This window comes from Aeromonas sp. 61P (assembly GCF_051919545.1).
Lineage (GTDB): Bacteria > Pseudomonadota > Gammaproteobacteria > Enterobacterales > Aeromonadaceae > Aeromonas > Aeromonas veronii.
On the sequence record NZ_JBQBEL010000001.1, the window covers coordinates 67559 to 93729 of the forward strand.

The following is a 26171-nucleotide window of genomic DNA, read 5'->3' on the forward strand; positions in this document are numbered from 1 at the left end:
GCACTTTGGTTGGTACGCACCCGCCTTCAGGCCGTGGTGGTACTGGTACCGAAGTAGTCGGCCAGGAAGTCATCGAACGACAGGCTGTCGCTGCGCTCGCGTTCGCGCTGCTTGGCCAGCGAATCCTTCGCCTCACCGGCAAAGTAGGCCTCATCCCAGTACTGCAGCTCCCCTGCCAGCAGCTCCTCGCGATAACGGGTCGCCAGCTTGTCACCGTAGCAGCCGTTGTCCTTGCCGCTCTCCAGCAGCTCCTTGAGCATGCGGGCGGAGTAGGTGAGCTCGGGGTTGAGCAGCTTCTCGCGGTGCATCGCCAGCGTCTCGCGATAGCGGTTGCGGCCGCAGCAGCGATCCAGCAAGTCGGCCACCTGAGCCAGCTCGTCGAACAGTTTGAGGCCGTACTCTTTCAGGCCAATGGCATTGCCCTGCTCATCTTCCAGCGTCAGGCCGGGACGACGCCCTTCCAGCACTACCTTGTTCTGGTTGCGGCGGTTGCGGGCAATCTCCTCGTCACTCAGCACCGGAGAGGGGCGCAGCAGGCACCAGACCAGGAACAGGTCGAAGAAGCGGATCTGGTCGGCGTCGATGCCGAGCGGGGTGAAGGGGTTGACGTCCACGGTACGCAGCTCGATGTATTCGATGCCGCGCTGATCCAGCGCATCCGAGGGCTTCTCGCCGCTGCGCGGGGTGCGCTTGGGGCGGATCGGGGCGTATAGCTCGTTCTCCAGCTGCAACACGTTGTCGTTAAGCTGACGATACTCCCCATCCACCTTGACCCCGATCTTGGCAAAGTCGGGATTGTGGGTGTTGATGGCGCGGCGCAGGCTGCTGACATAGGCAGGCAGATTGTCGTGGCTGATCTTGAGCCCCGCCTGGGCGCTGTTGGTATAGCCAAGATCGGAGAGACGCAGCGCGGTGGCGTAAGGCAGATAGAGGGTGCCCTTGCCGGTCTTCTCGAACGGCAGGTTGCTCTTGCGTCCTTTGAGGAAGGATTCGCAGATGGCCGGGGAGGCGCCAAACAGATAGGGCACCAGCCAGCCGAAGCGGTAGACGTTGCGAATAAGCCCCATGTACTTGTCGGAGATAAAGCGCTGGCTGCAGCACCCTTCGCACACCAGATCCTGCCACTCGCTCCAGAAGCTGTCGGGCATGGAGAAGTTGAAGTGCACCCCGGCGATCACCTGCATCAGGCTGCCGTAGCGGTTCTTCAAGCCCTGACGGTAGAGGGTCTTCATCTTGCCGATGTTGGAGCTGCCGTACTGAGCCAGTCGGATGCTCTCTTCCCCGCCGACGAAGCAGGGCATGGAGAGCGGCCAAATCCGCTCGTCACCCAGATGCTGAATCACATGGTGATGGATGTCGCCGAGCTGCTCCATCAGGCTGTCGATGGAGTCGGTGGCCGGGGTGATGAACTCCAGCAGGCTCTCCGAGTAGTCGGTGGTGATATTGGGATGGGTCAGGGCCGAGCCCAGCGCCCGGGGATGGTCACTCTGGGCGAGTCGGCCATCCGGCGTGATGCGCAGGCATTCACGTTCGATCCCGCGCCGGATCCCCTTGAGCGCGGTGAGGCGCTCCGGTGATCCCAACGCATTCAGCAACTCGGTGAGCGACAAGCTTGTTGTAGTCATATTCACGGCTCATGTGAGGCCGCCCCATCCGGGGCGGCTCTTGATTTTTATAAAGCGTCAGTTACGGCAACTGCAGCGGATAGATGGGAAGATGAAGCTCCTTCAGGGGTTTTTCAAGCTTTTGCTTGTCTCCCACCACCACGATCACCATGTCGGCCGGATTGAGCCAACGGGCCGCACTGGCCTTCAGCGCCTCGGGCGACACCGTTTTGATCAGGTTGTTCTGGGCCTGCACATAGTCCGGTTTCAGGTCATACATCACCATCTGCAGCAGGAAGCCCGCCTTCTGGCCCAAGGTCTCGTAAGAGAGGGCATCCTGCTGGGAGACCGCGCTGCGCATATAGGCCAGCTCGACCGGCGTCGGGCCACTCTTGCGGTAGTTGTCCATCTCCTTGAGGAACTGGCGAATGGCATCGACGGTTGCATCGGCCCGCACATTGGCGCCGGTGGCGAAGGTGCCCACCTCGCGGTTGGCGGAGAAACCCGAGCTGGCGCCGTAGGTGTAACCCTTGTCTTCGCGCAGGTTGAGGTTGATGCGGCTGTTGAAGTTGCCACCCAGGTTGAAGTTCATCAGCCCTGCGGTGAAGTAATCCCCCGTGGTATCGAACGGCATGGCACGGCGGCCGATACGGATCACCGACTGGGGCGCCCCCGGCTTGTCGACCAGATAGATACCCGGCTTGGCCTGCTCACCCTTGAGCTTGAGATCCCCCAGGGTCGGCGTGGCCCCCTTCCACTCGGTCAGGAAGCCAAGTTGCTCCTCGATCTGCTTCTGGCCCACATCACCGACCACCACCACTTTGGCGTTGGTGGGGTTGTAGTAGGCCTGATAGAAGTGCTTCACGTCCGCCAGGGTCAGCTTGGCCACATCAGCCGCTACCCCGTCGGTAGGTTGACCGAGGCGGTTCTGCTTGCCGTAGACCAGCTCGCGGAACGCCTGCCCGGCCAGCCACTCGGGCTGCTGCTGGGCCTGTTGCATCCCTTGCAGCAGCTGCGCCTTGACCCGCTCGAAGTCCGCCTCCCGCATGCCCGGGCGCTCCAGTACCTCGCGCACCAGCGCCAGGGTCTGGGGCAACTTGTCCGCCAGCGAGCTGACGGTGATGAGGTTGTTGTACTGGGCGCTGGAGACATCAATGCTTGAGCCCAGCTTTTGCAGCTCATCGCTCAGCTGAGCCTCGGTCAGGCGCACCGTGCCCTGCCCCATCATGGCGGCGGTCAGATTGGCCAGTCCAAGCTGCCCCTTATCTTCGGCACGAATGCCGCCCGGCAGGGCGATCATGATGGAGACCGCGGGGATCTCGTCACTCTTGGTGCCGATGATCTCGATGTTCTTGTCGAGCTTGCCGTGCCAGATGGCGGGCACCTTGACGCTCACCGCCTCGCTCGCCTTGGGCTGCACGCTGCGATCGAAATTGTCTTTTACCGGTCGTTCGGCCAGCGCTTCGTCATGCTTGCTGTAATCCGGCAGCTCGCGCTTGGCGGGGGTAAAGTTCGGGGTGGCAACCTGCCACTCGGTCTTGCCCTTGGGCACCACGCTCAGCACCACCGCCGGCTTGCCCGCGATGAACTTGTCGTAGGCGGCCTTCACCTGCTCCGGTGTCACCTTGCCGATGGCATCGAGAGTCTTGAACACATAGTTGGGATCCTGGGCAAACACCTGACCCATGGCGAGCTGGCTCACCTTGCCGGAGACGCTATCCAGCCCCCAGATGGCAGAGGCGCGGTACTTGGCGATCGCCTTCTCCAGATCTTCCGGCTTGAGGCCGCGCTGGGCGAACTCGCCGATCACCTTGTCCACCTCCCCCTTGAGGGTCTTGAGGCTGCCATCCTGTGACGGATTGGGGTAGGCGTAGACGGTCAGGGTACAGGCCAGCTCTTCGCAATAGTGGGACGCCCCCACATCGATCGCCTTGCCGGTTTTCACCAGCGACTGGTAGAGCATGGAGCTGGCGGAACCGCCGAGTACGTCGGCAAACATGTCGAGTGCCGGCTCCTGCGGATCGCCAAGAGAGACGGTGGGGTAGCTGATATAGAGCAGCGGCAGGTGTACCTTGTCCTGCAGCGTCACGTAGCGGGTCTCGGGCAGGGTCACCGGCTTTGGCGTCGGCTCGGCCACGTCCGGGCCGCGCGGGATGGAGCCGAAGTACTTCTCGATCCACTCGAGAGCCTGCTTGCTGTCAAAGTCGCCGCCCAGAGTCAGGGTGGCGTTGTTGGGACCATACCAACGCAGGAAGAACTGCTTGAGGTCGTTCACATCGACCCGGTCGAGATCTTCCACGTAACCGATAGGCTGCCAGGAGTAAGGGTGAGTACGCGGATAGAGCGCCTCCCCAACCTTCTCGCTCACCAGCCCGTACGGCTGGTTATCGACCCGCTGGGCCCGCTCGTTCTTGACGGTGGCGCGCTGGATCTCGAACTTCTTCTGGCTCACCGCATCGAGCAGGAAGCCCATCCGATCCGCCTCCAGCCAGAGCACTTTTTCCAGCTGGTTGGCAGGCACTGTCTCGTAGTAGTTGGTGCGGTCCTTGTTGGTGGTGCCATTCATGTCGCCACCGGCTTCGTTGATGATCCGCATATGCTCCTGATCACCGACGTGTTTCGAGCCCTGGAACATCATGTGCTCGAAGAAGTGGGCGAAACCGGACTTGCCGACCGTCTCGCGGGATGAGCCGACGTGATAGGTCACATCGAGGTGCACCAGCGGATCGGAGCGATCGGGGGCCAGGATCACGGTCAGGCCGTTGTCCAGCTTGTACATCTGGTAGGGGATGGCGAGCTTGCCCTCCTCCTTGCCCTGTTCGGCGATCAGGGTCGGTGCCGCCAGCACCGGCAGGGTGAAGCCCAGCAGAATCGTTAAAGGTATGACTTTGTTCACGGTAACCTCGTGAGTGACAAAAACAGGCTAGAAAATGTGACTGGCCAGCAGAAAAACCAGGGCATAACGGAACAATTTGCCGAGCCCGATCAAAATGAGAGAGCGCCAGAAGGAGAGGCGCAGCCAACCGGCCAACAGACAGAGACCATCACCGACCACCGGCGTCCAGGCAAGCAGCAGACACCAGTGACCATGTTGTTTGAGCCAGCCTAAGGCTTTTTGTTCCCCACGGCCTTGAAAATCTTCCGGTTTTTTCTTGAAGGTGGCGAGCCAGCCGAGCCACCAAGTAGTCATGGAGCCGAGGGTATTGCCCAGCGTCGCCCACAGCAGCAGGCTCGCCATACTCCACTCCCCCTTGGCCGCCATAGCCCCCAGCAGCACTTCGGAGCTGCCGGGCAGCAGGGTGGCGGAGGTAAAGGCGCTTAAAAAGAGCCACCCCAGCCCCATCTCCATCATCTCGCTCATCCGGGATAGCCGTCGGCCGCAGGCATCCGCAGCAGCAGCTTGCCGTGCACATGGCCCCCTTCGATGGCCTGATGGGCCAGCGCCCCCTCGGCCAGGGGGAATTCACCGGCGAGGGTAACCTTCACCTCCCCCTGACGCAGCAGCATCAACATCTGCCCCAGCTGCTTCTGGTCGGGGTGCACCAGCATGCCGACCACCTCGATCCCCGCCGCAGCCCCAGCATCCTTGATCTGCTGGGCGGTAATGGTAGGCACAGTCACCAAGCGGCCCCCCGGCTTGACGCAGGCCAACGCCGCCTTGCCGCTCTCGCCGCCTACCAGATCCAGCACCAGATCGACCTGGCCGGCCTCTGCCACCACCCGTGCTGGCCAGTTCGCATCATGGTAATCCACCATCCAGCGCGCCCCCAGTGCGTGCAGGAAGCCATGGTTGTCCGGGCTGGCGGTAGCCACCACCTCGGCACCATAGGCGCTGGCAAACTGCACCGCAAGATGGCCGACCCCACCGGCACCGGCGAGGATCAAGACCCGCTGACCGCTCTTGAGGCCACCGTGCTCAAGCAGCCCCTGCCAGGCGGTGAGACCGGCCAGCGGCAGCGCCGCCCCCTGCTGCAGGCTCACCCCGTCGAGCTTGACCAGCTCGCTCTCGCTTGCCACCACAGACTCCCCGTAGCCACCGGCGGTAAGGGGAAAACCGACCATGCCGCACACCCGATCCCCCTCGACCAGCAAGGTCACGCCGGGGCCCACCTTCTCTACCACGCCGGAGATGTCATAACCCGGTGTCCAGGGCAGCTTGTCCTTGTTCTGGGCCGCCGCCCAGCCGAGACCTGCGCGGGTTTTGGCATCGATGGGGTTGACCCCCGCAAAGCAGATGCGTACCCGCACTTCGCCATCGGCTGGCACCTTATCGAGGGAAGGGTTGAGCTTGAGTACCGAGGGGTCACCGAATGCGGTAATCTGTAGTTGCGTCATTGCACAATCCATCCTGTTGATTGATCAAGGGTCAACAGAATAACAGCGAGGACACCATGGCTCGAATGTTTCTTATTCCTCTGTTGCTGGCACTGGGGTGGTGGGCGTTTCTGCTCTACTTCCGCATCCCGCTCAAACAGGGGGCCAAGGGGTTTTACTGGATCATCGGCATCGGTGGCGGACTGGCAGCCTTCCTCAGCCTGATGATGGTGCTGACTCACTGAGTGCCACAGCCACTCGATAACGAAAAAGGCCACCGCGTTCCGGTGGCCTTCTCACTATCCGGGTTGCTGCTCCAGCGCCGGATTGAGGTAGTAGTGGCGATTGCTCCCCTGCCCCAACACCCCTTGCGACAGCAGATGGTGGAACACCCGATCCACCTCCTCCAGCGAGAGTGACAACGCCTGTGCCACCGAGCGCTTGCTGCACTTGAGCTCACCGCTCACCAGCGCACCGCGCACCTGCGCCAGCACCTCGGGGGCGGGCTCGGGCGGCAGCATGGGCTCGGGCTGGGCCGCCATCGCCAACGCCTCCTGCGCCTCTCTGCGAGCTTGATCCTGCTGCCAGCGCCACATCCGGCGAAAGCGGTTCTCCTCGCCGATCAGACTGACGAAAAAGGCACCGAACACATCGAGCAACACCGAGAGGAAGCAGACCAGCAGGAACTGCACCTGACTGATGCTCATCCCCACCCCGTCCGCCAGACTGCTCATCAGCCCCAACATGGAGGATTGTTCGTTGACCGGCTTGGCATCGCGCTGCTGACGCAGCTCATCCTGCTGCAAGCGCAGCTTGGTGTTGGCATGCTGCAACGAGGAGACGCCACTGGAAATGCGCTCCAGCTCGATGTATTTGCGGGCCGCCTCCTCGTTGAGCTGGATCTGCCGCTCGATGCTGGCGATCTGCTCGTCGAAACGGGCCAGTTCCCGTTCGTGGCGTGCCTGTTGGCTCAGTACCGTGTTGGTGGCGCTGTTGATGCCACCAATACTGCCGCCGATGGAGATGGCCGCCAGCACGCTGTAAAACAACAGCGACCAGAAAGCGCCACTTAAATCCCGCCGCGCCTTGCGCTCGCCGTACTCGTACCAGACGTAAAACTTGCCCAGCTCGAAGATGATGGCCAAGCCGCCGAACAGCCACTTCATCAGCGGATTGTCATCGATGGAGAGGAACAGCAGCAGGGAGAAGATAATGGAGGCCAGAATAGCCAACCCGGTGAAACTGTATACCGTCGTCAGAGCAAACCACCCCTTGGGGTAGCGCAATGTAGAGGAGTCCTGTGTGGTCATGATGAAGGGGGGGCTGTGCAGGAAAAGTTGGCTGCCGATTATAGTCGCCAGACTCGCCCAGAGAAGGGCAAATGACTGAATTTCTTCAGATTGGCAACCAGCTGCCCAGAGTGCGACCAAAACGGACAAATCGGCAGCAGAAAAGCGATACAATCCCTCCCTGACTTGATCATGTAGTGAGATGGGGAACAGTTCCGCCCGGGTTCAGCTCCGGTCTGTACACTCATCCACCGTTGCAATTATCCGAGGCCATCATGAACAGTAAGACCACTTTGCTACTCTCCCTTCTTCTGGTTACCGGCAGCGCCGCAGCGACCCAGCAATATCAAGAGAGCAGTGGCTCCGAATTCTCCGTCGATGAGCTTAAATTCAATCTGGACTGGGATGACAAGCAGTTCGGCTGGACCCAGAACGACTGTCTCGACTTGGGGGTCGGCGAAACCGCCCCGGCCGACTGCAGGGCGGTCAAATTCAATCTGGAAGATGAAGAGAACCGCAACCAGCCGCCGCAAACCAACCAGATCCCTGCCAACTCGCAGAGTGGCCAATAACGACAGGAGTACCCTTGCGATGACCCAAGCCAAACACAACCCCGTTATCCAGCGTGGCGCCCTGCTGCTCTCCCTGCTGATGGCACATGGCATCGCGGTTGCGGCACCGCCAAGCAAAAATAGCGATGGCATCAAGATCTCCGGTGATGACATCAAGATCAATCTCGACTGGGATGACAAAGAGTACGACTGGTGGCAGGACAACTGTCTGGATCTTGGCATTGGCGACAGCCGGATCAAACTCAACTGCGACAAGATGGATGGCAAGTACCGGGATCACTACAACCGCAGCATCCACAGCGGCAATAACCCCGGGCAAGGTCACGACAAACAGAAGGATAAAAACAAGGGTAACGGCAAGAAAAACTGACCGCCCCCTTTCCTTATGCAGCAGGGGCATGGCGCCCCTGTGCTGATTGTTTTACCAATAATTCTCCGCACTGATATTGCCCGGCGCCCGCCGCAGATTCTTGGCCAACCCCAGCGCCAGCAAGGTCTGCTGGGTCTCTTTCACCATCTCCGGATTGCCGCAGATCAGCACCTGACTCAGCTCGGGTGAGAACTCCAACCCCACCCGCGCCTGTAGCTGACCATTGGCAATCGCCGCCGGGATCCGCCCTGCCATTGTATCGGGCCAGGGCTCGCGGCTGACAAAGGGGACATAGCGGAAACGCGCGCCATATTGCTCGGCAAAGCTGGCGATCAAATCCTGATAGCTCAGCTCCTCGCCTTTACGTACCCCATGCACCAGCACCAGATTCTCGAAACGGTTGAAGGCTTCCCCATCGGCCAGCATGGAGAGGAAGGGGCCGATGGCAGTACCGGTCGAGAGCAGCCAGAGATCGCGCCCGGCGGGCACCTCATCCAGCGTCAGAAAGCCGGTGGCCTGGGATTGCACCAGCAGGGTATCGCCCGCTTGCAGCGAGCCGAGGGACGGAGTCAGCTCACCGCTCGGGATCTCGACCAAATAGAACTCGTGATATGGCGCAGAGGGGGGATTGACGAAGGAGTAGGCACGCTGAATGCGGCGATCACCCTGCTCGAGGGCCAGCTTGGTGAATTGGCCTGCCTTGTAGGGAGCCAGCTCGGCCGCTACCCGCAGGGAGAACAGAGTGGGTGTCCATTCGATGCGTTCGATGACGCGACCTTCTACCCAAGCCATAAAGATCTCCTCCAGTGGAACAGACCTTCACTCTACCCCCGGGCCGGAAAATAAAAAACCCGCGCAAAAGCGCGGGTTTTCTCTGCAAAAGCGAATCGCTATTACAGGGCAACAACCTGGATCTGTACGGTTGCTTTAACGTCAGCGTGCAGCTGAACAGCAACTTCGTAGTCACCGGTGTTACGCAGAACGTTGCCCATGCGGACTTCGCTCTTGGCAACGGCTACGCCAGCAGCAGTGATGGCTTCAGCCACATCACGGGTACCGATGGAACCGAACAGCTTGCCTTCGTCGCCAGACTTGGAAGCGATAACCACGGTAGCCAGTTCGGCCAGCTTGGCAGCACGCTCTTCAGCAGCAGCTTTGTTGGCAGCCAGTTTGGCTTCCAGCTCAGCGCGACGAGCACCGAAAGCTTCGATGTTGGCCTTGGTGGCCATAACAGCTTTGCCTTGCGGGATCAGGTAGTTACGGGCATAACCAGATTTCACGGAAACTTGGTCACCCAGACCGCCCAGTTTGGCGATTTTGTCGAGCAGGATAACTTGCATTACCTTTCCTCTATAAATTTCGTTGAGTTAGGCTTAAGTGCCGGGCCGATTCTTACTTGTTGTGCAGATCGGTGTACGGCAGCAGAGCCAGGTAACGAGCACGCTTGATGGCGCGTGCCAGCTGACGCTGATACTTGGCGCGGGTACCGGTGATACGGCTCGGTACGATCTTGCCAGATTCAGTGATGTAGTTTTTCAGAGTAACGATATCTTTGTAGTCGATCTCGGTAACGTTCTCGGCGGTGAAGCGGCAGAACTTACGACGACGGAAATAACGTGCCATGGCCTTTATCCTCTAGTCAGTGATCCAGAATTACTCTTCGGAAGCAGCTTCAGTAGCTTCTTCGCGGCGCTCGTCGTCACGACGGGTGAAGCGCTCTTCTTTGGCCTTGGCCATCGGAGAAACTTCAGTCACGGCGTGCTTGGTGCGCATGATCATGTTGCGGATAACGGCATCGTTGAAGCGGAAGTTGGTTTCCAGCTCATCGATAACAGCTTGCTCTGCTTCTACGTTCATCAGAACGTAGTGGGCTTTGTGCAGTTTGTCGATCGGGTAAGCCAGCTGACGACGGCCCCAATCTTCCAGGCGATGAATGGTACCACCGGAGGTGGTGATGGCGCCGGTGTAACGCTCGATCATGCCGGGAACTTGCTCGCTCTGGTCCGGATGAACCATGAAGACGATTTCGTAATGACGCATTTTAGCTCCTTACGGATTAATTCAGCCTCCGCCCAGGTGCAGCCAGACCTCGGAGGCAAGGAACATAAAGGTGTTTAGTCGCTGCTTTTCTAGGGCGGCGTATTGTACGAAATCACATCCCTCACTGCAACTGACCGCCTTAAATGTTTTTCCCGATGGAAATCATCAGAAACAACAATTGATAATGATTATCACTTAGATCTATTCTCTCTCCATATCCTTATGGAGGGTGATGCCATGCAACCCGCACTGACGACTGACGATTCCAGCCCGCAAATTCAAACTGACCCTGCTCGGGCCTGCCTTTATCGCCGCCATCGGCTATATCGACCCGGGCAACTTCGCCACCAATATTCAGGCGGGCTCTACCTTTGGCTACCAACTGCTCTGGGTGGTGGTATGGGCCAATCTGATGGCCATGCTGGTGCAAACCCTCTCGGCCAAACTCGGTATCGTCACCGGCAAGAATCTAGCGGAGCACATCCGCGACCGACTGCCAAAACCGGCGGTCTGGGCCTACTGGGTGCAGGCAGAGATCATCGCCATGGCCACCGATCTCGCCGAATTTATCGGCGCCGCAGTCGGCTTCAAGCTGCTGCTTGGCGTGACCTTGCTTGAAGGGGCCTGCATCACCGCCGTGGTGACCTGGGGGATCCTGATGTTGCAATCCCGTGGCCAGAAACCGCTGGAGTTCGTGGTCGGCGGCCTGCTGTTGTTTGTCGCGGCGGCCTACATCGTCGAACTGATCTTCTCCCGCCCCCATCTACCCAGCCTGCTGGAAGGGGCCCTCTTCCCCGGTTTGCCCAACAGCGATGCCGTCTATCTGGCCGCCGGTGTGCTCGGTGCCACCGTGATGCCCCACGTTATCTACCTGCACTCGGCACTGACCCAGCACACGCAGGATCAGGGCTCGGTCAGCCAGCGGCTGCACACCACCCGGGTCGATGTGGCGATTGCCATGACCATCGCCGGCTTCGTCAATCTGGCGATGATGGCGATGGCGGCCGCTGCGTTCCACAGCTCGGGCCACCAGCAGGTGGCCGAGCTGGAATCCGCCTACCAGACCCTCACTCCACTGCTGGGTCAGGCGGCAGCCACCCTGTTTGGCCTCTCGCTGGTCGCCTCCGGTATCAGCTCTACCGTGGTGGGCACCCTGGCCGGGCAAGTGGTGATGCAGGGCTTTGTCCGCTTTACCATCCCGCTCTGGCTGCGTCGCGCCATCACCATGGCTCCCGCCTTCGTGGTAATCGCCATGGGGCTCAACACCACCGAAATTCTGGTGTTGAGTCAGGTGATCCTGAGCTTTGGCATCGCGCTGGCCCTGATCCCGCTGTTGATGCTGACCGGCGATCGGGCGCTGATGGGGCAACATCGCAACCATCCGGTCACACAAGCCATCGGCCGCCTTATCGTTGCACTGGTGATTGGCCTCAACGCCTATCTGCTGGTCGCCATGATCTAGCGAACCGTAAAACCGAGAAGAGGGGCTCATTAACACTGGTTAATGAGCCCTTTCGTACTTTGGCGTATGCTGCCGCTTTCTCTTCTCATTTATCGTTGCGGGAGTCTTGCCATGGAACATACCCGAGCCAGCTTCGTACTGGGCCATCATCAGGAGCAGGCCAGCGTGGTCTGCTGCCAGCGCGGTGACACCACGCTGCTGGTCACCGACCTCACCCCCTTTCATCCCCAGAGCCACCTCTGGCCCGATCAGCCGGGGGATGTGGGCCATGTTCGCTGGGAAGGGGGCGAAGCAACCATTGGCCCTTGCCGAATGGGGGCCATCAGCCCGGATGGCGAGCTGTTCGTCGATACTGCCATTCCGGTCAAACGGGGCGCTGAGGGGTGGCGTTTCGTGGTGGTGCATCCGCTGACCGGTGACCACGCGCTGGCCGTTGGCAGCCAGGTCGAATTACAAGTGGATAGCGCTGCCCGCCACGCCCTGAGTCTAGGCCATAGCGGCTGCCATCTGGCGGCGCTCGCTCTCAACCGGGCTCTCATCCCCTACTGGCGCAAGGAGGTAAGCGAGCGTGATGCACTGGGCCAGCCCGACTTCGACCGCCTGGCTATTCAAAGCTCTCGGGTCGAGCCTTGTGGATCGCGGGAGCAGTACCGCATCGGCAAGAGCCTGCGCAAGAAAGGGGTCAACAGCGAGGCGCTGCTGGCAGATCTGGCGCTGATTGAAGAGAAGGTTAACCAGCAGCTGGCCGACTGGATTGCAGCCGGAGGCGAGATCCGCCGCAGCCGCGCTGGCGAGGCGATCATCGATTCCCGTTACTGGCACTGCATGCTGGAAGGCCAGGAGGTGACCATTCCCTGTGGTGGCACCCATGTTGCCTCGCTCGCCGAGTTGGGAGAGGTCAAGGTAAAGCTCACTCAAGTGGAAGAGGGCTTTGCCATGCTGACCCGGGTCACGCCAACCGACGCCTGAGTCGCAGACTTGACCACTCAGGGCTAACGCCCAAGTTGGCAATAGAGAAGTATCGCAAAGAGGGCGCATCATCATGCCCCTCAACGCCCGTCATGACGGGCCGATGCTTCTCTTTTAACCACTCCCTGATTAGAATGCGCCTCCCACAGGAGGCACATCACCCATGAGTAGTACCCAACTACGCACCACCCCGGATCGACTTCGTTATCTGGTTCTCTACGAAGGCATCGGGCTGGCACTGGTCGCACCGCTGATCAGCCAGCTGTTCGGTCAGGGCGTCGCAGAGGTCGGTTCGCTGGCCATCTTCTTCTCCATCGTCGCCACCGCCTGGACCTATGGCTGGAACCTGTTGTTCGACAAGGGGTTGCTCAAACTTTGCGGGCGCACCAACAAGCGACCACTGGACCGCTTCCTGCACGCGTTTGGCTATGAAGCGAGCTTTATGATGCTCTCCCTCCCCTGCGTCATGTTCTGGCTCGATTTGGGAGTGTGGGACGCCCTGATGCTGGATCTCGGTTTCGTCGCCTTCTACCTCGTCTACATCATGTTCTTTACCTGGGCCTATGAGCGGATCTGGCCGCTGCCATCCAACCCGCAGACGGCATAAGGCCTCAGCCGCAACGAGGCCGACAGAAGGAAAAGTCAGGAAGGACTAACTAGGAAGGATGGGATAATCCCATAAAAACAATGCCAGTCAGCAAGCTGACTGGCATTGGACAAAACAGACTTTCGGACTTACTTGACGGCGTCTTTCAGAGCCTTGCCAGCCACGAATGAAGGCACGTTGGCAGCAGCAATCTGGATCTCTTTACCAGTTTGCGGGTTACGACCGGTGCGGCCTGCGCGGTGGGTGACCTTGAAGGTGCCAAAACCGACCAGTTGCACAGCATCGCCTTCTTTCAAGCTCTGGGTAATACCATTGATGATCTCTTCCAGAGCCACTTTGGCCTGAGCTTTGCTCAGATCTGCTTTGGCGGCAATCGCATCGACAAGTTGAGCTTTGTTCATAACATTTCCTTTATGATCGGGCATTTAGCGCTGGGTCACTCTATGCAAAAAAAAACGCACAGGCAAAGCCTTTATCGAGCCGAACGCGTCAAACGCTGGGGTTTTCATCAAGATCTGCGGAAATAGTCACATTCCACACGCGAAAAACCGTGAGCAGGCCTGAAACCTGCTAGCACGCAGACACAATCCGCTGACTATTTCTTCGCCACTTAACATTATCCCCCCATGGCTATTGACGCTTGCCCAGATTTTCCCTAGTTATAGGTTGTGTCACTGCTCAAACGGCTCGGAATACCGAACAATCGGCCAGCCTTTGCCCCACGGAGGGATAGGGATTATGTTGACGAAACTGGAACAGACCAAGCAGGCGCTGGCAGGCAAGCATAAGGCTATCGACGACTGGCTGGATGCAAGGCAAGCGTTGCTGGTCGGATACATGCAGCTGGCAGGCCTCACTCCGGCGCGGACCAAGCAACGCAGCCTGCCCAAAACAGAAGAGCTGCATCAGTTTTGCGACCGGCTGGTCGACTATGTCAGCGCGGGCCATTTCGAAATCTACCACCACGTCGTCACCGCCTTCGAGCAAGCCAGCGGCGAAACACTGGAGCTGGCCAAGCGCATCTATCCCCATATTCGTAACAGCACTGAATTCGCCCTCGAGTTCAACGACAAATACAGTGATGCCGACGAGGCCCAATTACTGCTACTGGATGATGATCTCAACGAGTTGGGTCCGGTTCTTGAAGAGCGGTTCAAACAGGAAGACCGCCTGGTTAAGGCGCTTCATGTGGTGGAATCCTTGAGTACCCAGCAAGCCTGAATGCCATTTTCGGAGCAAGTTCAAGATACTGGCAACCAAGGTGGATTACACTCAGAGCAATGACCCTAGCGTCCACACTTATTGCATACAGGAGATGAGCATGTCTGAGCGCCGCCGTTTTGCACGGATCCTCTACTTGACCATGGCAGAACTCACCCAGGGGGAACAGAAGTGGCAGACCCAGCTTGTCGACGTCTCCTTGCAGGGAGCCCTGCTGATCCGCCCTGACGACTGGGAGAGCCGTGACAACAAGGAGTACCAGCTCAGCTTTATCCTGAGCGGTAGCGATATCGAGATCAAAATGCAGGTCGAGCTGACCCACGAAGCAAGCAAGAAGCTGGGTTTCTACTGCCACCACATCGATATCGACAGCGCCACCCATCTCAAGCGGATGATCGAGCTTAACGTCGGCGACGAAGAGCTGCTCCACCGCGAGCTGGAACAACTGCTGAGCGAACATCTGGAACATAGCCAGCCCTGATGGCAGGTTCCAGCCCATAAAAAAGAGCGCCGAGGCGCTCTTTTTCCGTTGTGCTGTTGTATCGATTGCAATGCTGAGGGATTACAGCGCCTCGAGTGCCTCGGACAGCTTCTTGACCGGCACCACTTCCATCCCTTCGATGGGATGCTTGGGGGCATTGGCGTGCGGCACGATGGCGCGACGAAAACCGTGCTTGGCCGCCTCCTGCAACCGCTCCTGACCGGACGGAACCGGACGAATCTCACCGGAAAGGCCCACTTCGCCAAAGACCACCAGATCCTTGGGCAGCGCCTGATCCCGGAAGCTGGAGACCATCGCCAGCAGCAGCGCCAGATCCGCGCTGGTCTCCTCGACCTTGACCCCGCCAACCACGTTGATGAAGACATCCTGATCTGCCATCTGCAACCCGCCGTGACGGTGCAGCACCGCCAGCAACATGGCGAGCCTGTTGTGATCCATCCCCACCGCCACCCTGCGCGGGTTGGAGAGCTGGGAGTAGTCCACCAGCGCCTGCAACTCACCAGCAGCGGTCGGGTGCCCTCCCAGATCACCATGACGATGGAACCGGGCGCCTGCTCCTGCCCCCGGCTGAGGAAGATGGCGGAGGGGTTGCTCACCTCGCGCATCCCCTGTTCAGTCATGGCAAAGACCCCCAGCTCGTTGACCGCACCGAAGCGGTTCTTGTGAGAGCGCAGAGTCCGAAAACGGGAGTCATGACCGCCATCGAGCAGCACAGAGCAGTCGATGCAATGCTCAAGCACCTTGGGGCCCGCCAGACTGCCATCCTTGGTCACATGGCCCACCATGAAGATGGCCACATGATTCTGCTTGGCGTAGCGGGTCAGCAACGCAGCCGCTTCGCGCACCTGTGAGACAGAACCGGGGGACGATTGCACATCCGCCACATGCATCACCTGAATGGAGTCAATCACCATGATCTGCGGCTGCTCCTGCTGGGCAATCAGGCAGATCTGCTCGACGCTGGTCTCGGAGAGCATCCGCAGCTTGTCGGTGGGTAGCCCAAGGCGGTTGGCCCGCATCGCGACTTGCTGGAGCGACTCCTCGCCGGTGACATAGAGGGTTTTCATCCGTTCAGCGAGACCACACATGGTCTGCAGCAGCAAGGTCGACTTGCCCGCCCCCGGGTTGCCGCCGATCAGAATGGCCGATCCGGGCACCACACCGCCACCAAGCACCCGATCCAACTCCTTGAAACCTGAGGTAAAACGGGGAATTTCGGTAGTGGCGATCTCTGCCAGTGTCTGTACCTGACTGCCGACCGCGCCGGCATAACCGGTGTAACGGGCACTCTTGCCAGCGGGGCTCACCGAGCCAAGGCGCACCTCGGTAATGGTATTCCACTCCTTGCACTCGCTGCATTGACCTTGCCAGCGTGTGAAGTCGGCACCACATTCGGAACAAACATAAGCAGTTTTATTTTTGGCCATTGATAACTCGGGGACAGGATGAATTCCTGCTTGATATACTTGTTTGCGACCGACAGATCAAACCCAGAATCGGAAAAGTGACTTTCCGTGGCAGGAACAAATGGATTCAGAACACCAGCAACATCTGATTGAACAACTCGTCCCCTTGCTGCGGGAGAAAGATTTCGAGGAGATCTTCAACCGCATGACTCAGGAGGAAAACAGCAACAGCCGTTTTCTGATCAAGATGGAGCTCAAGCGCAAGTGCTCCCCCTGCCGCAGGGTCATCGACATGCGCGATGAGCTAGAGGATGAGTGCCTGGTGCATGAGTTCGACGGCATCACTCACTTCATGCCCGCCGATGCGATTGCCCTGTTCCAGTCCCAGTGCTATCTCTACCGCGATATCTATACCCTCGGTGTCTACGAGGCGCTGCAACAGTGGCAAAAGCAGCACCACAACGCCAGTGTGGATGGTCAGCTGTCTCCCCCGGCCAGCCCCTTCCGGCAATATGATGTCAACACCATTGCCTTTGCCAGCTACTATGGCCGCCGTCAGGAGCGGATGCACTTCAGCTCGCCGGTGCTGATCAAGTTTCAGGATGGTGAGAAGCTGTTCGCCAAGAGTTCCGATCTCTCGCTGGGTGGCATGCGGGTCTCGGTCCCCTATCTGCCGAGCTATCACACCGGCGCCCAGGTAGAGGTCTTCTTTACCGGACTGGAGCGGGACACCCCTAATCCGGTGCTGCACCAGCCGGTCGGCTATCAGATCCTCGGAGAAGAGAGCAAAGAGGGGAAATACTGGCTGCGGCTGGTGCGCTCCGGCGAACAGCCAGCCTTTGATGCCTTCCTCAGCGACTTTATCGATGCCAACAAGATCCGCTATCGGGTCAGCGTCGACTATCTGCTCTCCGCCGCCATCATCAAAGGGTATGAGCAGTTCTACCTGCCGCGGATGACCGGTATGCCGCTCTTCTTCGGCACCGGCGACAGCCCCAATCTCGAGATTGCCCTGCGTACGGAAAACAACCAGCACCTGCTGGAGTATTGGCGCGATGAGAAAAACCGCGATGCCCTCGCGGGGCTTTTCAGCGCAGAGCGGATGAAACGGCTTTGCCCAGCCCCCGGCACCACCACCGAGACCATCATCTACTGCTTTACCCACACGGTGCGCAGCCACATCTACTTCTTCTCCGCCACCGCCGAGGAGCTGCGCCAGAGTGGCCTCACCGCCCTCTTCTTCCAGGTGGGCTCGCGCCGCCCCAGCTGGCGTGTCTACAAGTTCGCGCTGGAGGCATGCGATCTGGTCGAAGCGGATGTGGGACAACTGCAGGGGCAGGACAACCCGCAGTTGCAAGATATCCTGCTGCTCGAGCGGCTCAAGCAGATCGGCTATTGCGGCCTGCTGCAGGAGATCGGCCTGGAGTCCCAGCGGGAAGAGTTCCATCAGGAAGGGGTCAGCAACAACGCCAACGAGCTGCAACGCTTTGGTCACGAGCAGGGGGTTGCCCCCTTCGAGATCGAGACCCTGCACTATGTTCAGCTGCGCAAGGAGTCACGCTACATCCACAAGACCGCGGTCGCCATCCATCACAACGGCAAATCCTGGATCGGCTGGACCCGCGACATCTCGACTCACGGCCTGCAAATCGAGCTGGAAGATGCCTTTATCGGCGAGAAGAACGATGTGGTGACCATCGCCCTGCCCCGCTTGCAGGAGCTCTCCAAGAGCATGGATCTGCAGCGCCTCTCCTACAGGCTGGTCAGCCTCAACATGACCCGCACCGTGCTGCACCTCTGCATCGAAGGGGATTCGGATCGCCATACCGGCCGCCAATTCTTCAGCCTGCTGATCGAGAGCAACCAGAACAAGCTCAAGGCGGCGCAGGAGCAGCGCCGCTATCGTGGGCTGGCGCGGGCACTGCGCAACATCTACACCCACCACCTGTTCAACTCGCCGGTCTATGTCAACAAGCTGAAAGGCGCGCCCAAACCGGCCTCCATCGGCAAGTCTCTGCAACCACGCAGTCTGCAGCGGCTGCTGCAAGCCTGTGCCGAGCTGCCGGAGCAGGAGAACCTCTACCCGCTGTTTCAGGGGGAGCTGCTCAAGGAGCTGCTGATGAACCCGCTACGTGCCATCGAGCGGGAGGACAAACCGAGAGAAGACGAGGTCTATATCGCCAGCATCCAGACCAAGGCCGGCCTGCCCATCTTCAGCAGCCGACTGGCCAGCAGCTTTGCCAATGTCAAAGAGAAGCGTCAGTTCATCGAGCTGGCGCAGCAACAGGGGGAGTTCTACTCGGTGCTGGTCGGCATCTCCCGTACCGGACGGCCCGACACCAACTTCATCGCCAACGAGCTGGACTACATCGCCAAGTTTGCCATCCACAAGGCACGCAAGCTGGAAGAGGAGCTGTGGAGCGTGGTGGGGGTGGGCGAACTGACCGATACCACCCAGGCCACCCTGTTCCGCTTTGGCATCACGCCACCACTGAACTGATGATCCGGAAACAGACAAAAATGAAACAGGGCGCTTGATGCGCCCTGTTTTTTGTCATGCCGCCTGCGGGTTGAGCAGCCAGTCGAGGATCTGGGGGAAGTGATCCTCCTGGGCCTGCGGGGCGGTAAGCATATTGATGTGGTCATAATCGAGGCGGTTACCGTTGTCCTTCCCCAATCGAGTGTGACGCGTGGCCGAACCCATCTCGTCGCTGAAGCGGCGCACATCGGTCGGGTGGCCCAGCACCTTGTCCGCCTTGGCCGAAATCATCCAGAGCGGTGGCCAGTTGACCCGTGCCGCCGCCTCGTCATAGGCAAAACCGTCGTGAGGATCCTGCCAAGGGCCGCACTTGACCCAGGGGATGGTCTCCTGCAGATAGCGCAGCGGCTCGTCGTCAGCACCGATCTTCAGATTGCGAGCCGCCAGAAAACCACGGCGGCGAGCCAGCCAGGGGGCCAGCCGATTCCAGATCAGATCCACCTTCAGCCAGCGCTCGGGATTGTGCACCGACACACCGCGCTTGGTGCCAAAAAACAGCAGGCTGGCCACCTGATCCGCCAACTCGGGGAAGCGCACCAGGGTCGAGGCCATGATGACCCCCCCCCAGGAGTGGGCCACCCAGTGCACCTTGAAGCCATGATGGCGCTCGGCAATCCAGCGGTGCAGGGCGGGCAGATCCTCGGTGATCAGCTCATGCTGACCGTGCTCCGCCTGCTCGGCGATGGCAGGAGTGCTGAGCCCCCGCCCCCGCAAATCAGCCACATAGACCTGATAACCGTGGCGGGCCAGAAAGCAGGCCAACCCCTTGCCCGATTCGGTATAGAAGATCCGCCCGTTCTCGATGGCGCCGTGCACCATCAGGATCGGCTCGCCATGCACGGCGACCCGGGGTTTGATGTGGCGAACATGCAATTGATGGCCACCACAGGGGATAAACAGAGACTGCTGCAACAATTCCATTTTTATTGGTTTCCTCCTTGAAACACTGTTAGCGCTTGTCCCAGCGTTGCTCGCTGCAGGCCCGCGCCGCCAGCAGGCAGATCACCCCCTCCAGATCGTGATGATTGAGGGTGGCCGCCGCCTGCGCCCGCACCAGCGGTTTGGCGTGAATGGCGATGCCAAGGCCCGCGACCCCCATCATTTTGAGATCGTTGGCACCATCGCCGATGGCCACGGTCTGGTCGGCAGCAATGCCGTACTCCTGAGCCAGCTGCTGCAACACCTCGGCCTTGACGCTGGCATCAACGATGCGCCCGCTCACCTTGCCGGTCAGCTGGCCCCCCTCCACCGCCAGCTCGTTGGCGAAGATGGCATCGAGCCCCAGCTCGCGCTGCAACTGGCCAGCAAAACGGGTAAAACCGCCGGAGGCGATGGCAACACGCCACCCCGCCTGTTTGAGGGTATCGACCATCAGCTGCAAGCCCGGCATCCAGGGCATCCATGCCGCCACCTCGTCGAGAATGGTGACCGGCGCCCCTGCCAGCAGGGCAACCCGATTGCGCAGGCTGTCGGAAAACTCCAGCTTGCCCTGCATCGCCGCGGCCGTCACTGCAGCTACCTGCTCGCCAACCCCGGCAAGCCGGGCAATCTCGTCTATACACTCGATGCGGATCGCGGTGGAGTCCATGTCCATCACCAGCAGGCCGGGCTCGTTCAGGGTCGGTAGCGCTGGCAGATGGCAGAGATCGATCTCCCACTCACCGCTCTTGAGCTCGGCCACCAGCTCGGAAGAGAAGCGATCGCAGCCAAGCAGCAGCAACGGCACGCCCGCCACCTCGGTGGGAGGATAGAGGGTGGCCGCCAACTCCTGCGCAGCCAACAGTAGCGACAGACGCGCCAGATGGGAGGCGCCCAGCCCCTTGCCAAACAGCACCAACCAGCCGCCAGCCTGCGGAGTCTCTGTCGGTTGCAACGCATCTGCGTGGAGCTGCCAACAGGGTGAGCCGGACAACAACGCGGGCCAATCGGATAACAGAGGGGGGAGCCGGGACAACAACATAAGGGATACGCCTTCCTTGGTGATCAGGGGGTTAACAGTGCAGGCCCAGAGTAGCGTATTGCTTTTTGTACAGGCAAGCGCCAAGATCCCGCCACTCCTTGTTACCATGAGGTCTCGCGCTTGCAGCGTCATCTTCCCATCAAACGTGTTCTCAGCCTGGGTGCCGGTATCCTGCTCGGATGCTGGGTGCTCGGTGTGCTCATCCATATGCAGGGTGAAAGCCAGGCCTCGCTGCACAGCGAAGCGCGCAACCGGGCACAGGCGCTGGTCGCCTATGCCGCCCGCGACATGAAACGCTGGATCAAGGAGGAGAAGAGCAGCGAACTGGAGCGGCTGGCGCGGGATCTGGCGGCGGAGCCGGAGATCCTCGATGCCACCCTCTACGACGGACGCGGCATTCCCCTCGCCCAGTCTGAGCAGGCGGTGCCGCTGGAGAGCCTGCTGCCCATCGGCAGCGATAACAAGTCACTGCCGGAGCAGGGCAAGGGGCGGATCCAGTTCGTACAGGAGATCCGGGATGGCGAGCAGACCATCGGCTTCCTGCGAATCACCCTGGAAGAGCAGCAGATGCTGGCAGACAAGGACACCCGGCTCAAGGTGGTGCAGGAGAAACAGCGGCTGATGCTGCTGGTCGCCCTGCTGGCCGGGGTGCTCATCTCCTACGGCGTGCGCCGCAACTACATGCGGGTACGCAAGCACAAGAAAAAGAGTACCCCACCCTCGCCGCCACCGGAAAACTGATGGCGCAACCAGAGAGCAGATACAAAAACGGCGGCCAGAAGGCCGCCGTTTCTTATTCGCAAGGGAATTACTTGTCGCCCAGCAGGACGGAATCCAGCGCGATTTCGATCATGTCGTTGAAGGTCAGCTGACGCTCTTCAGAGGTGGTCTGCTCACCGGTACGGATATGGTCGGAGACGGTGCAGATGGTCAGTGCCTTGGCACCGTACTCTGCGGCCACGCCGTAGATACCGGCGGCTTCCATCTCGACACCCAGGATGCCGTATTTTTCCATGACGTCGAACATGGAGGGGTCCGGGGTGTAGAACAGGTCGGCGGAGAAGATGTTACCGACGCGCACGGCAACGCCCTTGTTCTTGGCGGCCTGTACGGCATTGGCAACCAGGTCGAAGTCGGCGATGGCAGCGAAGTCGTGATCCTTGAAGCGCAGACGGTTTACTTTGGAATCGGTGCAGGCACCCATACCGATCACCACGTCACGCAGTTTCACGTCTTCACGCACAGCGCCACAGGAGCCCACGCGGATCAGAGTCTTCACACCGTAATCGGTGATCAGCTCTTTTGCATAGATGGAGCAGGATGGAATACCCATGCCGTGACCCATGACGGAGATACGACGGCCCTTGTAGGTACCGGTGAAACCGAACATGTTGCGCACGTCGCAGATCTGCTCGACGTTCTCCAGGAAAGTTTCAGCGATGTACTTGGCGCGCAGGGGGTCGCCCGGCATCAGCACGGTATCAGCAAAGGCGCCATCTTTCGCATTGATATGAGGAGTTGCCATTCTCTTGATTCCTTCACACTAGGTTGAGTTTTATTGTTTTATAAATTGCCCGCCGCCGAAGTGGCGGGCGGGTAAATTACAGGAAGCTGGTACCGTATGCCAGTTTCGGCAGACCGTGGTAAGCCGCGATGCTCTGGCCGATATCGGCAAAGGTCTCGCGACGACCAACGGAGCCAGCCTTGACCGGCTTGCCGAAGAACAGCACCGGAATGTATTCGCGGGTGTGGTCGGTGCCACCCCAGGTCGGGTCGCAGCCGTGATCGGCAGTCAGCACCACCACGTCGCCATCTTGCAGCAGCTCAAACAGCTCCGGCAGGCGGGAATCGAAATACTCCAGCGCACCGGCATAACCGGCAACATCACGGCGGTGGCCGTAGGAGGAGTCGAAGTCCACAAAGTTGGTGAAGACGATGGTGTTGTCACCGGCCGCTTTCACCTCTTCCAGCGTGCGATCCCACAGCTCGGTCAGACCGGTCCCTTTCACCTGCTTGGTGATACCCTGCTGGGCATAGATGTCGGCAATCTTGCCGATGGAGACCACCTGACCACCCGCATCTTTCATGTAATCCAGCACAGTCGGCGCCGGCGGCAGCACTGAGTAGTCGTGACGGTTGCCGGTACGCTTGAAGTTGCCCTTGCCAGTACCCACGAACGGACGCGCAATCACGCGGCCGATGTTGTAGGGCTCCAGCAGCTCGCGCACGATGTGGCACAGCTCATAGAGCTTCTCGAGGCCGTAGGTCTCTTCGTGGCAGGCAATCTGGAACACGGAGTCGGCAGAGGTGTAGAGGATCGGTTTGCCGGTCTTCATGTGCTCTTCGCCCAGATCATCCAGCACCTGGGTACCGGAGGCGTGGCAGTTGCCGAGATAACCTGGCAGACCTGCCTTCTCGACTATGGCGTCCAGCAGCTCCTGCGGGAAGCTGTTGTGGTGATCCTTGAAGTAGCCCCACTCGAACAGCACGGGCACGCCGGCGATCTCCCAGTGACCGGACGGGGTGTCCTTGCCGGAGGAGAGCTCCTGAGCAAAGCCGTAGGCACCGACCACCTCGATATCTTTCTTCAGCCCTTCCGGGAAGTAGCCGGAGGCCTGCTCGCAGGCGTGGCCCAGACCCAGCTTGTTGAGGTTGGGCAGATTGAGGGCACCGCGGCCTTCAATTTCACCTGCCGCACACGCCTTGGCGATATGGCCAAGGGTGTTGGCGCCCACATCTCCGAACTTGTCGGCATCGGCAGCAGCGCCAATACCGAAAGAGTCCATCATCAGAATAAAGGTACGTTTCATGGGTCTTCCCCTTGTTACAAATCGGCCAGGGTGATACGGCGGTACACTTCAGGCAGTGCTTCCGGCCGCTCGCCACCAATCCGGACAGCCGCCTGCACCATGCTGGCAGCCTGAGCATATTGCTCTTCAGTCTGAGCGTGGATCATCGCGATCGGCTTGTCAGCATCGACGCTTTGACCCAGGCGGATAAAGTCGGTCAGACCGACCGCATAATCAAGTTTGTCACCGGCAGCGCGCCGACCACCGCCCATGGCGACCACAGCCAGACCCAGTTCGCGGGTATCCATGGCTGTCACAAAACCGCTGTTGGCCGCGTAGACCGGGCGCACGATGGCAGCCTTGGGCAGGTAAGCGTCATAACGCTCCATAAAATCGGCCGGGCCACCGAGACCTGTCACCATGCGACCGAAGATCTCGGCCGCCTTACCGTTATCCAGCACCGCCTGCAGCTTGGTGCGGGCATCGCGCTCGTCGCTGGCCAGACCGGCGGAGATCAGCATCTCGGCGCACAGCGCCATGGTCACTTCGTGGATGCGCGGGTTGCGATATTCACCGGTCAGGTAGCGCACCGCTTCACGCACTTCCACCGCGTTACCGGCGCTGGAGGCCAGCACCTGGTTCATATCGGTCAAGAGCGCAGAGGTGCGGCAACCGGCACCGTTGGCCACGGCCACAATGCTCTTGGCCAGCTCTTCGGACGCTTCGAAGGTCGGCATAAAGGCGCCGGAGCCCACTTTCACATCCATCACCAGCGCTTCGAGCCCGGAGGCGAGCTTCTTGGAGAGAATGGAGCCGGTGATCATGGCGACAGATTCGACGGTGGCGGTGATGTCCCGTACTGCATAGATACGCTTGTCAGCGGGGGCGAGATCGCCGGTCTGGCCGATGATGGCGACACCCGCCTCTTTCACCACTTTCAGGAAACGATCGTTGTCGACCGACGTCTGGTAGCCGGGAATGGCGTCCAGCTTGTCGAGGGTACCGCCGGTGTGGCCCAGACCACGGCCGGAGATCATCGGCACGAAACCGCCGCAGGCAGCGACCATCGGGCCAAGCATCAGGGAGACAACGTCACCCACACCGCCGGTGGAGTGTTTGTCGACAATCGGGCCACCCAGATTGAGGTGATCCCAGGTCAGCACCATGCCGGAGTCGCGCATGGCGCAGGTCAGGGCAACCCGCTCATCCATGGTCATGTCTTTGAAGTAGACCGCCATCGCCAGCGCGGCGATCTGCCCCTCGCCGATGGTGTTATTGGTAATGCCCTGAACGAAGAATTGAATTTCTTGGGTACTGAGCGCTTCACCGTTGCGCTTCTTGCGAATAATTTCTTGAGGCAAAAACATCTTTCATTCCCTCCGCCATTGCTGGCGTTACACAAGCCTGAATCCTTGCCCGCACACCGCATGGTGGGGGCTAACAGGGCGGACAGCGGTCCGCCCTCTCATCAACCTATTAGTAACCGCTGGTGTTGGCCGGCTTGTCGCCATGCCCCAGAGTGGCCAGCAGACTGGCCAGCAGGCTGGATGCACCAAAGCGGAAGGTACGGGCGGATACCCAGTCGTTGCCGAGGATCTCTTCGGCCATGGCCAGATACTGACCGGCAACGGCGGCATCTTTCACGCCACCAGCAGGCTTGAAGCCAACTTTCGGATTCTTGGCCTTGATCACTTCCATCATGATCCGCGCCGCTTCCGGTGTCGCATTGACCGGCACCTTGCCGGTGGAGGTCTTGATGAAGTCGGCACCGGCATCGATGGAGATTTCGGAAGCGCGACGGATCAGCGCCTCTTCTTTCAGCTCGCCGGTTTCGATGATCACTTTCAGCAGCACGTTGGCACCACAGGCCTCTTTACAGGCTTTGACCAGATCAAAACCGATCTGTTCATTGCCAGCCATGAAGGCGCGATACGGGAACACCACGTCCACTTCGTCAGCACCGTAGGCGACAGCGGCACGGGTCTCGGCCACGGCGATCTCGATGTCGTCGTTGCCGTGCGGGAAGTTGGTCACGGTCGCAATGCGTACATCGGCAGCGCCGATCTCACGCAGGGTCTTGCGAGCGATAGGAATAAAACGGGGATAGATGCAGACGGCGGCAGTCAGGCCAGCCGGTGACTTGGCCTTATGGCACAGGTCGATCACCTTCTGATCGGTGTCGTCATCGTTCAGGGTGGTCAGGTCCATCAGGTTCAGGGCGCGCTGAGCGGCCACTTTCAGATCAGTCATTCTGTTCTCCAAAGTCTCGATTTAATCCAGATAACCGGGCGCCACCATACCATCCAGCAATGGATGCACAGGCAGTAATCCCCAGCTATACGGGAATGGAATTACAGTGCGAAGGCACCGGCACTATCGGGATGCTATTCAAAACACCCTGCAGGCACTGCGACTGTAAATAAGGCAAGAGCCCTGTCACTTTCTTACAAAAGTGCGGACTTGGTTCCATGAAGACTTGAGAAAGGCCGACAACATCTGACCCGACTTCCCAATCAATTCCATTTGA

25 protein-coding genes and 2 pseudogenes are annotated in these 26171 nt (G+C 59.8%); 10 read left to right on the forward strand and 17 right to left on the reverse strand.

Features of this window, described 5'->3' with window-relative positions; translation table 11 throughout:
• Positions 1-26 precede the first annotated feature (26 nt).
• From gshA to ACTG2O_RS00330, 4 genes are all read right to left on the reverse strand, one after another.
• Positions 27-1625: a glutamate--cysteine ligase gene (gene gshA, locus ACTG2O_RS00315; protein WP_005340500.1), complete on the reverse strand. Its 1599-nt coding sequence runs from the start codon at positions 1623-1625 to the stop codon at positions 27-29.
• Between the two features lie 61 nt (positions 1626-1686).
• Positions 1687-4500, reverse strand: coding sequence for a M16 family metallopeptidase (locus tag ACTG2O_RS00320; protein WP_107683770.1), 2814 nt, complete (start codon positions 4498-4500; stop codon positions 1687-1689).
• A gap of 27 nt (positions 4501-4527) precedes the next feature.
• Positions 4528-4965 (reverse strand): YqaA family protein, encoded by a 438-nt coding sequence (locus tag ACTG2O_RS00325; protein WP_005348990.1) that lies wholly within the window; start codon positions 4963-4965, stop codon positions 4528-4530.
• Positions 4962-5939, reverse strand: a complete 978-nt coding sequence (locus tag ACTG2O_RS00330) for an NADP-dependent oxidoreductase (protein ID WP_439975202.1) — start codon at positions 5937-5939, stop codon at positions 4962-4964. Before ACTG2O_RS00330 ends, ACTG2O_RS00325 begins: the two co-directional genes overlap by 4 nt.
• A gap of 56 nt (positions 5940-5995) precedes the next feature.
• On the opposite strand from ACTG2O_RS00330, the gene ACTG2O_RS00335 reads away from it, so the two are divergent.
• Positions 5996-6163, forward strand: a complete 168-nt coding sequence (locus ACTG2O_RS00335; RefSeq protein ID WP_005308905.1) for a hypothetical protein — start codon at positions 5996-5998, stop codon at positions 6161-6163.
• Between the two features lie 54 nt (positions 6164-6217).
• Here the strand turns inward: ACTG2O_RS00335 and ACTG2O_RS00340 are convergent, their stop codons facing one another.
• Entirely contained in the window at positions 6218-7228 is a 1011-nt protein-coding gene (locus ACTG2O_RS00340; RefSeq protein ID WP_159158184.1) for a Preprotein translocase subunit SecY, read from the reverse strand.
• Between the two features lie 254 nt (positions 7229-7482).
• Here ACTG2O_RS00340 and ACTG2O_RS00345 point away from each other — a divergent pair, with 254 nt between their 5' ends.
• Positions 7483-7779, forward strand: coding sequence for a hypothetical protein (locus ACTG2O_RS00345; protein WP_021229026.1), 297 nt, complete (start codon positions 7483-7485; stop codon positions 7777-7779).
• 19 nt (positions 7780-7798) lie between these two features.
• Positions 7799-8149, forward strand: a complete 351-nt coding sequence (locus ACTG2O_RS00350) for a hypothetical protein (protein WP_162507950.1) — start codon at positions 7799-7801, stop codon at positions 8147-8149.
• 51 nt (positions 8150-8200) lie between these two features.
• Here ACTG2O_RS00350 and ACTG2O_RS00355 read toward each other — a convergent pair whose 3' ends face one another.
• The 4 genes from ACTG2O_RS00355 to rpsF all read right to left on the reverse strand — a co-directional run bounded on the left by ACTG2O_RS00355 (position 8201) and on the right by rpsF (position 10189).
• On the reverse strand, positions 8201-8941 hold the full coding sequence (locus ACTG2O_RS00355; protein ID WP_439975203.1) for a ferredoxin--NADP reductase: 741 nt from the start codon (positions 8939-8941) through the stop codon (positions 8201-8203).
• 101 nt (positions 8942-9042) lie between these two features.
• Positions 9043-9489, reverse strand: a complete 447-nt coding sequence (gene rplI, locus ACTG2O_RS00360; protein WP_005340490.1) for a 50S ribosomal protein L9 — start codon at positions 9487-9489, stop codon at positions 9043-9045.
• A 52-nt stretch (positions 9490-9541) separates the two neighbouring features.
• Positions 9542-9772 carry a 30S ribosomal protein S18 gene (gene rpsR, locus ACTG2O_RS00365; RefSeq protein WP_005308890.1) on the reverse strand — a complete coding sequence of 77 codons (231 nt, stop codon included), beginning with the start codon at positions 9770-9772 and terminating at the stop codon, positions 9542-9544.
• A 30-nt stretch (positions 9773-9802) separates the two neighbouring features.
• Positions 9803-10189 carry a 30S ribosomal protein S6 gene (gene rpsF / locus ACTG2O_RS00370; RefSeq protein ID WP_005308887.1) on the reverse strand — a complete coding sequence of 129 codons (387 nt, stop codon included), beginning with the start codon at positions 10187-10189 and terminating at the stop codon, positions 9803-9805.
• 237 nt (positions 10190-10426) lie between these two features.
• Between rpsF and ACTG2O_RS00375 the strand changes: the two are divergent.
• From ACTG2O_RS00375 to ACTG2O_RS00385, 3 genes and pseudogenes are all read left to right on the forward strand, one after another.
• Positions 10427-11651, forward strand: a pseudogene (locus ACTG2O_RS00375) (Nramp family divalent metal transporter).
• A gap of 111 nt (positions 11652-11762) precedes the next feature.
• Positions 11763-12620 carry a hypothetical protein gene (locus tag ACTG2O_RS00380; protein WP_279464313.1) on the forward strand — a complete coding sequence of 286 codons (858 nt, stop codon included), beginning with the start codon at positions 11763-11765 and terminating at the stop codon, positions 12618-12620.
• Positions 12621-12783: 163 nt separating this feature from the next.
• The gene (locus tag ACTG2O_RS00385) at positions 12784-13227 is read left to right on the forward strand and encodes a PACE efflux transporter (protein WP_042084388.1); all 444 of its coding nucleotides are present in this window, start codon (positions 12784-12786) and stop codon (positions 13225-13227) included.
• A 128-nt stretch (positions 13228-13355) separates the two neighbouring features.
• Here the strand turns inward: ACTG2O_RS00385 and hupA are convergent, their stop codons facing one another.
• Entirely contained in the window at positions 13356-13628 is a 273-nt protein-coding gene (hupA, locus tag ACTG2O_RS00390) for a nucleoid-associated protein HU-alpha (RefSeq protein ID WP_005340484.1), read from the reverse strand.
• A 337-nt stretch (positions 13629-13965) separates the two neighbouring features.
• On the opposite strand from hupA, the gene ACTG2O_RS00395 reads away from it, so the two are divergent.
• A complete protein-coding gene (locus ACTG2O_RS00395; RefSeq protein WP_005348975.1) occupies positions 13966-14448 on the forward strand; it encodes an Rsd/AlgQ family anti-sigma factor in 483 nt (160 codons plus the stop codon).
• Between the two features lie 100 nt (positions 14449-14548).
• Positions 14549-14929 (forward strand): PilZ domain-containing protein, encoded by a 381-nt coding sequence (locus ACTG2O_RS00400; protein ID WP_005340482.1) that lies wholly within the window; start codon positions 14549-14551, stop codon positions 14927-14929.
• A gap of 81 nt (positions 14930-15010) precedes the next feature.
• Here ACTG2O_RS00400 and radA read toward each other — a convergent pair.
• Positions 15011-16377, reverse strand: a pseudogene (radA, locus tag ACTG2O_RS00405) (DNA repair protein RadA).
• Positions 16378-16477: 100 nt separating this feature from the next.
• On the opposite strand from radA, the gene ACTG2O_RS00410 reads away from it, so the two are divergent.
• On the forward strand, positions 16478-18856 hold the full coding sequence (locus tag ACTG2O_RS00410) for a PilZ domain-containing protein (protein WP_439975204.1): 2379 nt from the start codon (positions 16478-16480) through the stop codon (positions 18854-18856).
• Positions 18857-18910: 54 nt separating this feature from the next.
• Here ACTG2O_RS00410 and ACTG2O_RS00415 read toward each other — a convergent pair whose 3' ends face one another.
• Positions 18911-19816: an alpha/beta hydrolase family protein gene (locus ACTG2O_RS00415; RefSeq protein ID WP_439975205.1), complete on the reverse strand. Its 906-nt coding sequence runs from the start codon at positions 19814-19816 to the stop codon at positions 18911-18913.
• A 28-nt stretch (positions 19817-19844) separates the two neighbouring features.
• Positions 19845-20855 (reverse strand): phosphoserine phosphatase SerB, encoded by a 1011-nt coding sequence (gene serB, locus ACTG2O_RS00420; RefSeq protein ID WP_439975206.1) that lies wholly within the window; start codon positions 20853-20855, stop codon positions 19845-19847.
• Positions 20856-20975: 120 nt separating this feature from the next.
• Between serB and ACTG2O_RS00425 the strand changes: the two genes are divergently transcribed.
• Positions 20976-21596 (forward strand): AhpA/YtjB family protein, encoded by a 621-nt coding sequence (locus tag ACTG2O_RS00425; protein WP_005340472.1) that lies wholly within the window; start codon positions 20976-20978, stop codon positions 21594-21596.
• A 67-nt stretch (positions 21597-21663) separates the two neighbouring features.
• Here the strand turns inward: ACTG2O_RS00425 and deoD are convergent, their stop codons facing one another.
• From deoD to deoC, 4 genes are all read right to left on the reverse strand, one after another.
• The gene (gene deoD / locus ACTG2O_RS00430) at positions 21664-22380 is read right to left on the reverse strand and encodes a purine-nucleoside phosphorylase (protein WP_005340471.1); all 717 of its coding nucleotides are present in this window, start codon (positions 22378-22380) and stop codon (positions 21664-21666) included.
• 76 nt (positions 22381-22456) lie between these two features.
• Complete coding sequence (locus tag ACTG2O_RS00435) at positions 22457-23665, reverse strand: phosphopentomutase (RefSeq protein WP_021230981.1); 1209 nt, start codon at positions 23663-23665, stop codon at positions 22457-22459.
• A gap of 14 nt (positions 23666-23679) precedes the next feature.
• A complete protein-coding gene (deoA, locus tag ACTG2O_RS00440; protein ID WP_019445563.1) occupies positions 23680-25011 on the reverse strand; it encodes a thymidine phosphorylase in 1332 nt (443 codons plus the stop codon).
• A 109-nt stretch (positions 25012-25120) separates the two neighbouring features.
• Complete coding sequence (gene deoC / locus ACTG2O_RS00445; RefSeq protein WP_019445564.1) at positions 25121-25894, reverse strand: deoxyribose-phosphate aldolase; 774 nt, start codon at positions 25892-25894, stop codon at positions 25121-25123.
• Positions 25895-26171 lie beyond the last annotated feature (277 nt).

Excerpts from the sequence above, each read along its gene's own strand:
- ACTG2O_RS00400 (WP_005340482.1), top strand. The coding sequence starts at position 14,549 with ATGTCTGAGCGCCGCCGTTTTGCACGGATCCTCTACTTGACCATGGCA.
- rpsR (WP_005308890.1), bottom strand. The coding sequence starts at position 9,772 with ATGGCACGTTATTTCCGTCGTCGTAAGTTCTGCCGCTTCACCGCCGAG.
- ACTG2O_RS00410 (WP_439975204.1), top strand. The coding sequence starts at position 16,478 with ATGGATTCAGAACACCAGCAACATCTGATTGAACAACTCGTCCCCTTG.
- ACTG2O_RS00325 (WP_005348990.1), bottom strand. The coding sequence starts at position 4,965 with ATGAGCGAGATGATGGAGATGGGGCTGGGGTGGCTCTTTTTAAGCGCC.
- ACTG2O_RS00395 (WP_005348975.1), top strand. The coding sequence starts at position 13,966 with ATGTTGACGAAACTGGAACAGACCAAGCAGGCGCTGGCAGGCAAGCAT.
- hupA (WP_005340484.1), bottom strand. The coding sequence starts at position 13,628 with ATGAACAAAGCTCAACTTGTCGATGCGATTGCCGCCAAAGCAGATCTG.
- serB (WP_439975206.1), bottom strand. The coding sequence starts at position 20,855 with ATGTTGTTGTCCCGGCTCCCCCCTCTGTTATCCGATTGGCCCGCGTTG.
- gshA (WP_005340500.1), bottom strand. The coding sequence starts at position 1,625 with ATGACTACAACAAGCTTGTCGCTCACCGAGTTGCTGAATGCGTTGGGA.
- ACTG2O_RS00415 (WP_439975205.1), bottom strand. The coding sequence starts at position 19,816 with ATGGAATTGTTGCAGCAGTCTCTGTTTATCCCCTGTGGTGGCCATCAA.
- ACTG2O_RS00380 (WP_279464313.1), top strand. The coding sequence starts at position 11,763 with ATGGAACATACCCGAGCCAGCTTCGTACTGGGCCATCATCAGGAGCAG.
- ACTG2O_RS00385 (WP_042084388.1), top strand. The coding sequence starts at position 12,784 with ATGAGTAGTACCCAACTACGCACCACCCCGGATCGACTTCGTTATCTG.
- ACTG2O_RS00355 (WP_439975203.1), bottom strand. The coding sequence starts at position 8,941 with ATGGCTTGGGTAGAAGGTCGCGTCATCGAACGCATCGAATGGACACCC.
- deoC (WP_019445564.1), bottom strand. The coding sequence starts at position 25,894 with ATGACTGATCTGAAAGTGGCCGCTCAGCGCGCCCTGAACCTGATGGAC.
- ACTG2O_RS00435 (WP_021230981.1), bottom strand. The coding sequence starts at position 23,665 with ATGAAACGTACCTTTATTCTGATGATGGACTCTTTCGGTATTGGCGCT.
- ACTG2O_RS00345 (WP_021229026.1), top strand. The coding sequence starts at position 7,483 with ATGAACAGTAAGACCACTTTGCTACTCTCCCTTCTTCTGGTTACCGGC.
- ACTG2O_RS00340 (WP_159158184.1), bottom strand. The coding sequence starts at position 7,228 with ATGACCACACAGGACTCCTCTACATTGCGCTACCCCAAGGGGTGGTTT.
- ACTG2O_RS00330 (WP_439975202.1), bottom strand. The coding sequence starts at position 5,939 with ATGACGCAACTACAGATTACCGCATTCGGTGACCCCTCGGTACTCAAG.
- rpsF (WP_005308887.1), bottom strand. The coding sequence starts at position 10,189 with ATGCGTCATTACGAAATCGTCTTCATGGTTCATCCGGACCAGAGCGAG.
- ACTG2O_RS00335 (WP_005308905.1), top strand. The coding sequence starts at position 5,996 with ATGGCTCGAATGTTTCTTATTCCTCTGTTGCTGGCACTGGGGTGGTGG.
- ACTG2O_RS00350 (WP_162507950.1), top strand. The coding sequence starts at position 7,799 with ATGACCCAAGCCAAACACAACCCCGTTATCCAGCGTGGCGCCCTGCTG.
- deoA (WP_019445563.1), bottom strand. The coding sequence starts at position 25,011 with ATGTTTTTGCCTCAAGAAATTATTCGCAAGAAGCGCAACGGTGAAGCG.
- rplI (WP_005340490.1), bottom strand. The coding sequence starts at position 9,489 with ATGCAAGTTATCCTGCTCGACAAAATCGCCAAACTGGGCGGTCTGGGT.
- deoD (WP_005340471.1), bottom strand. The coding sequence starts at position 22,380 with ATGGCAACTCCTCATATCAATGCGAAAGATGGCGCCTTTGCTGATACC.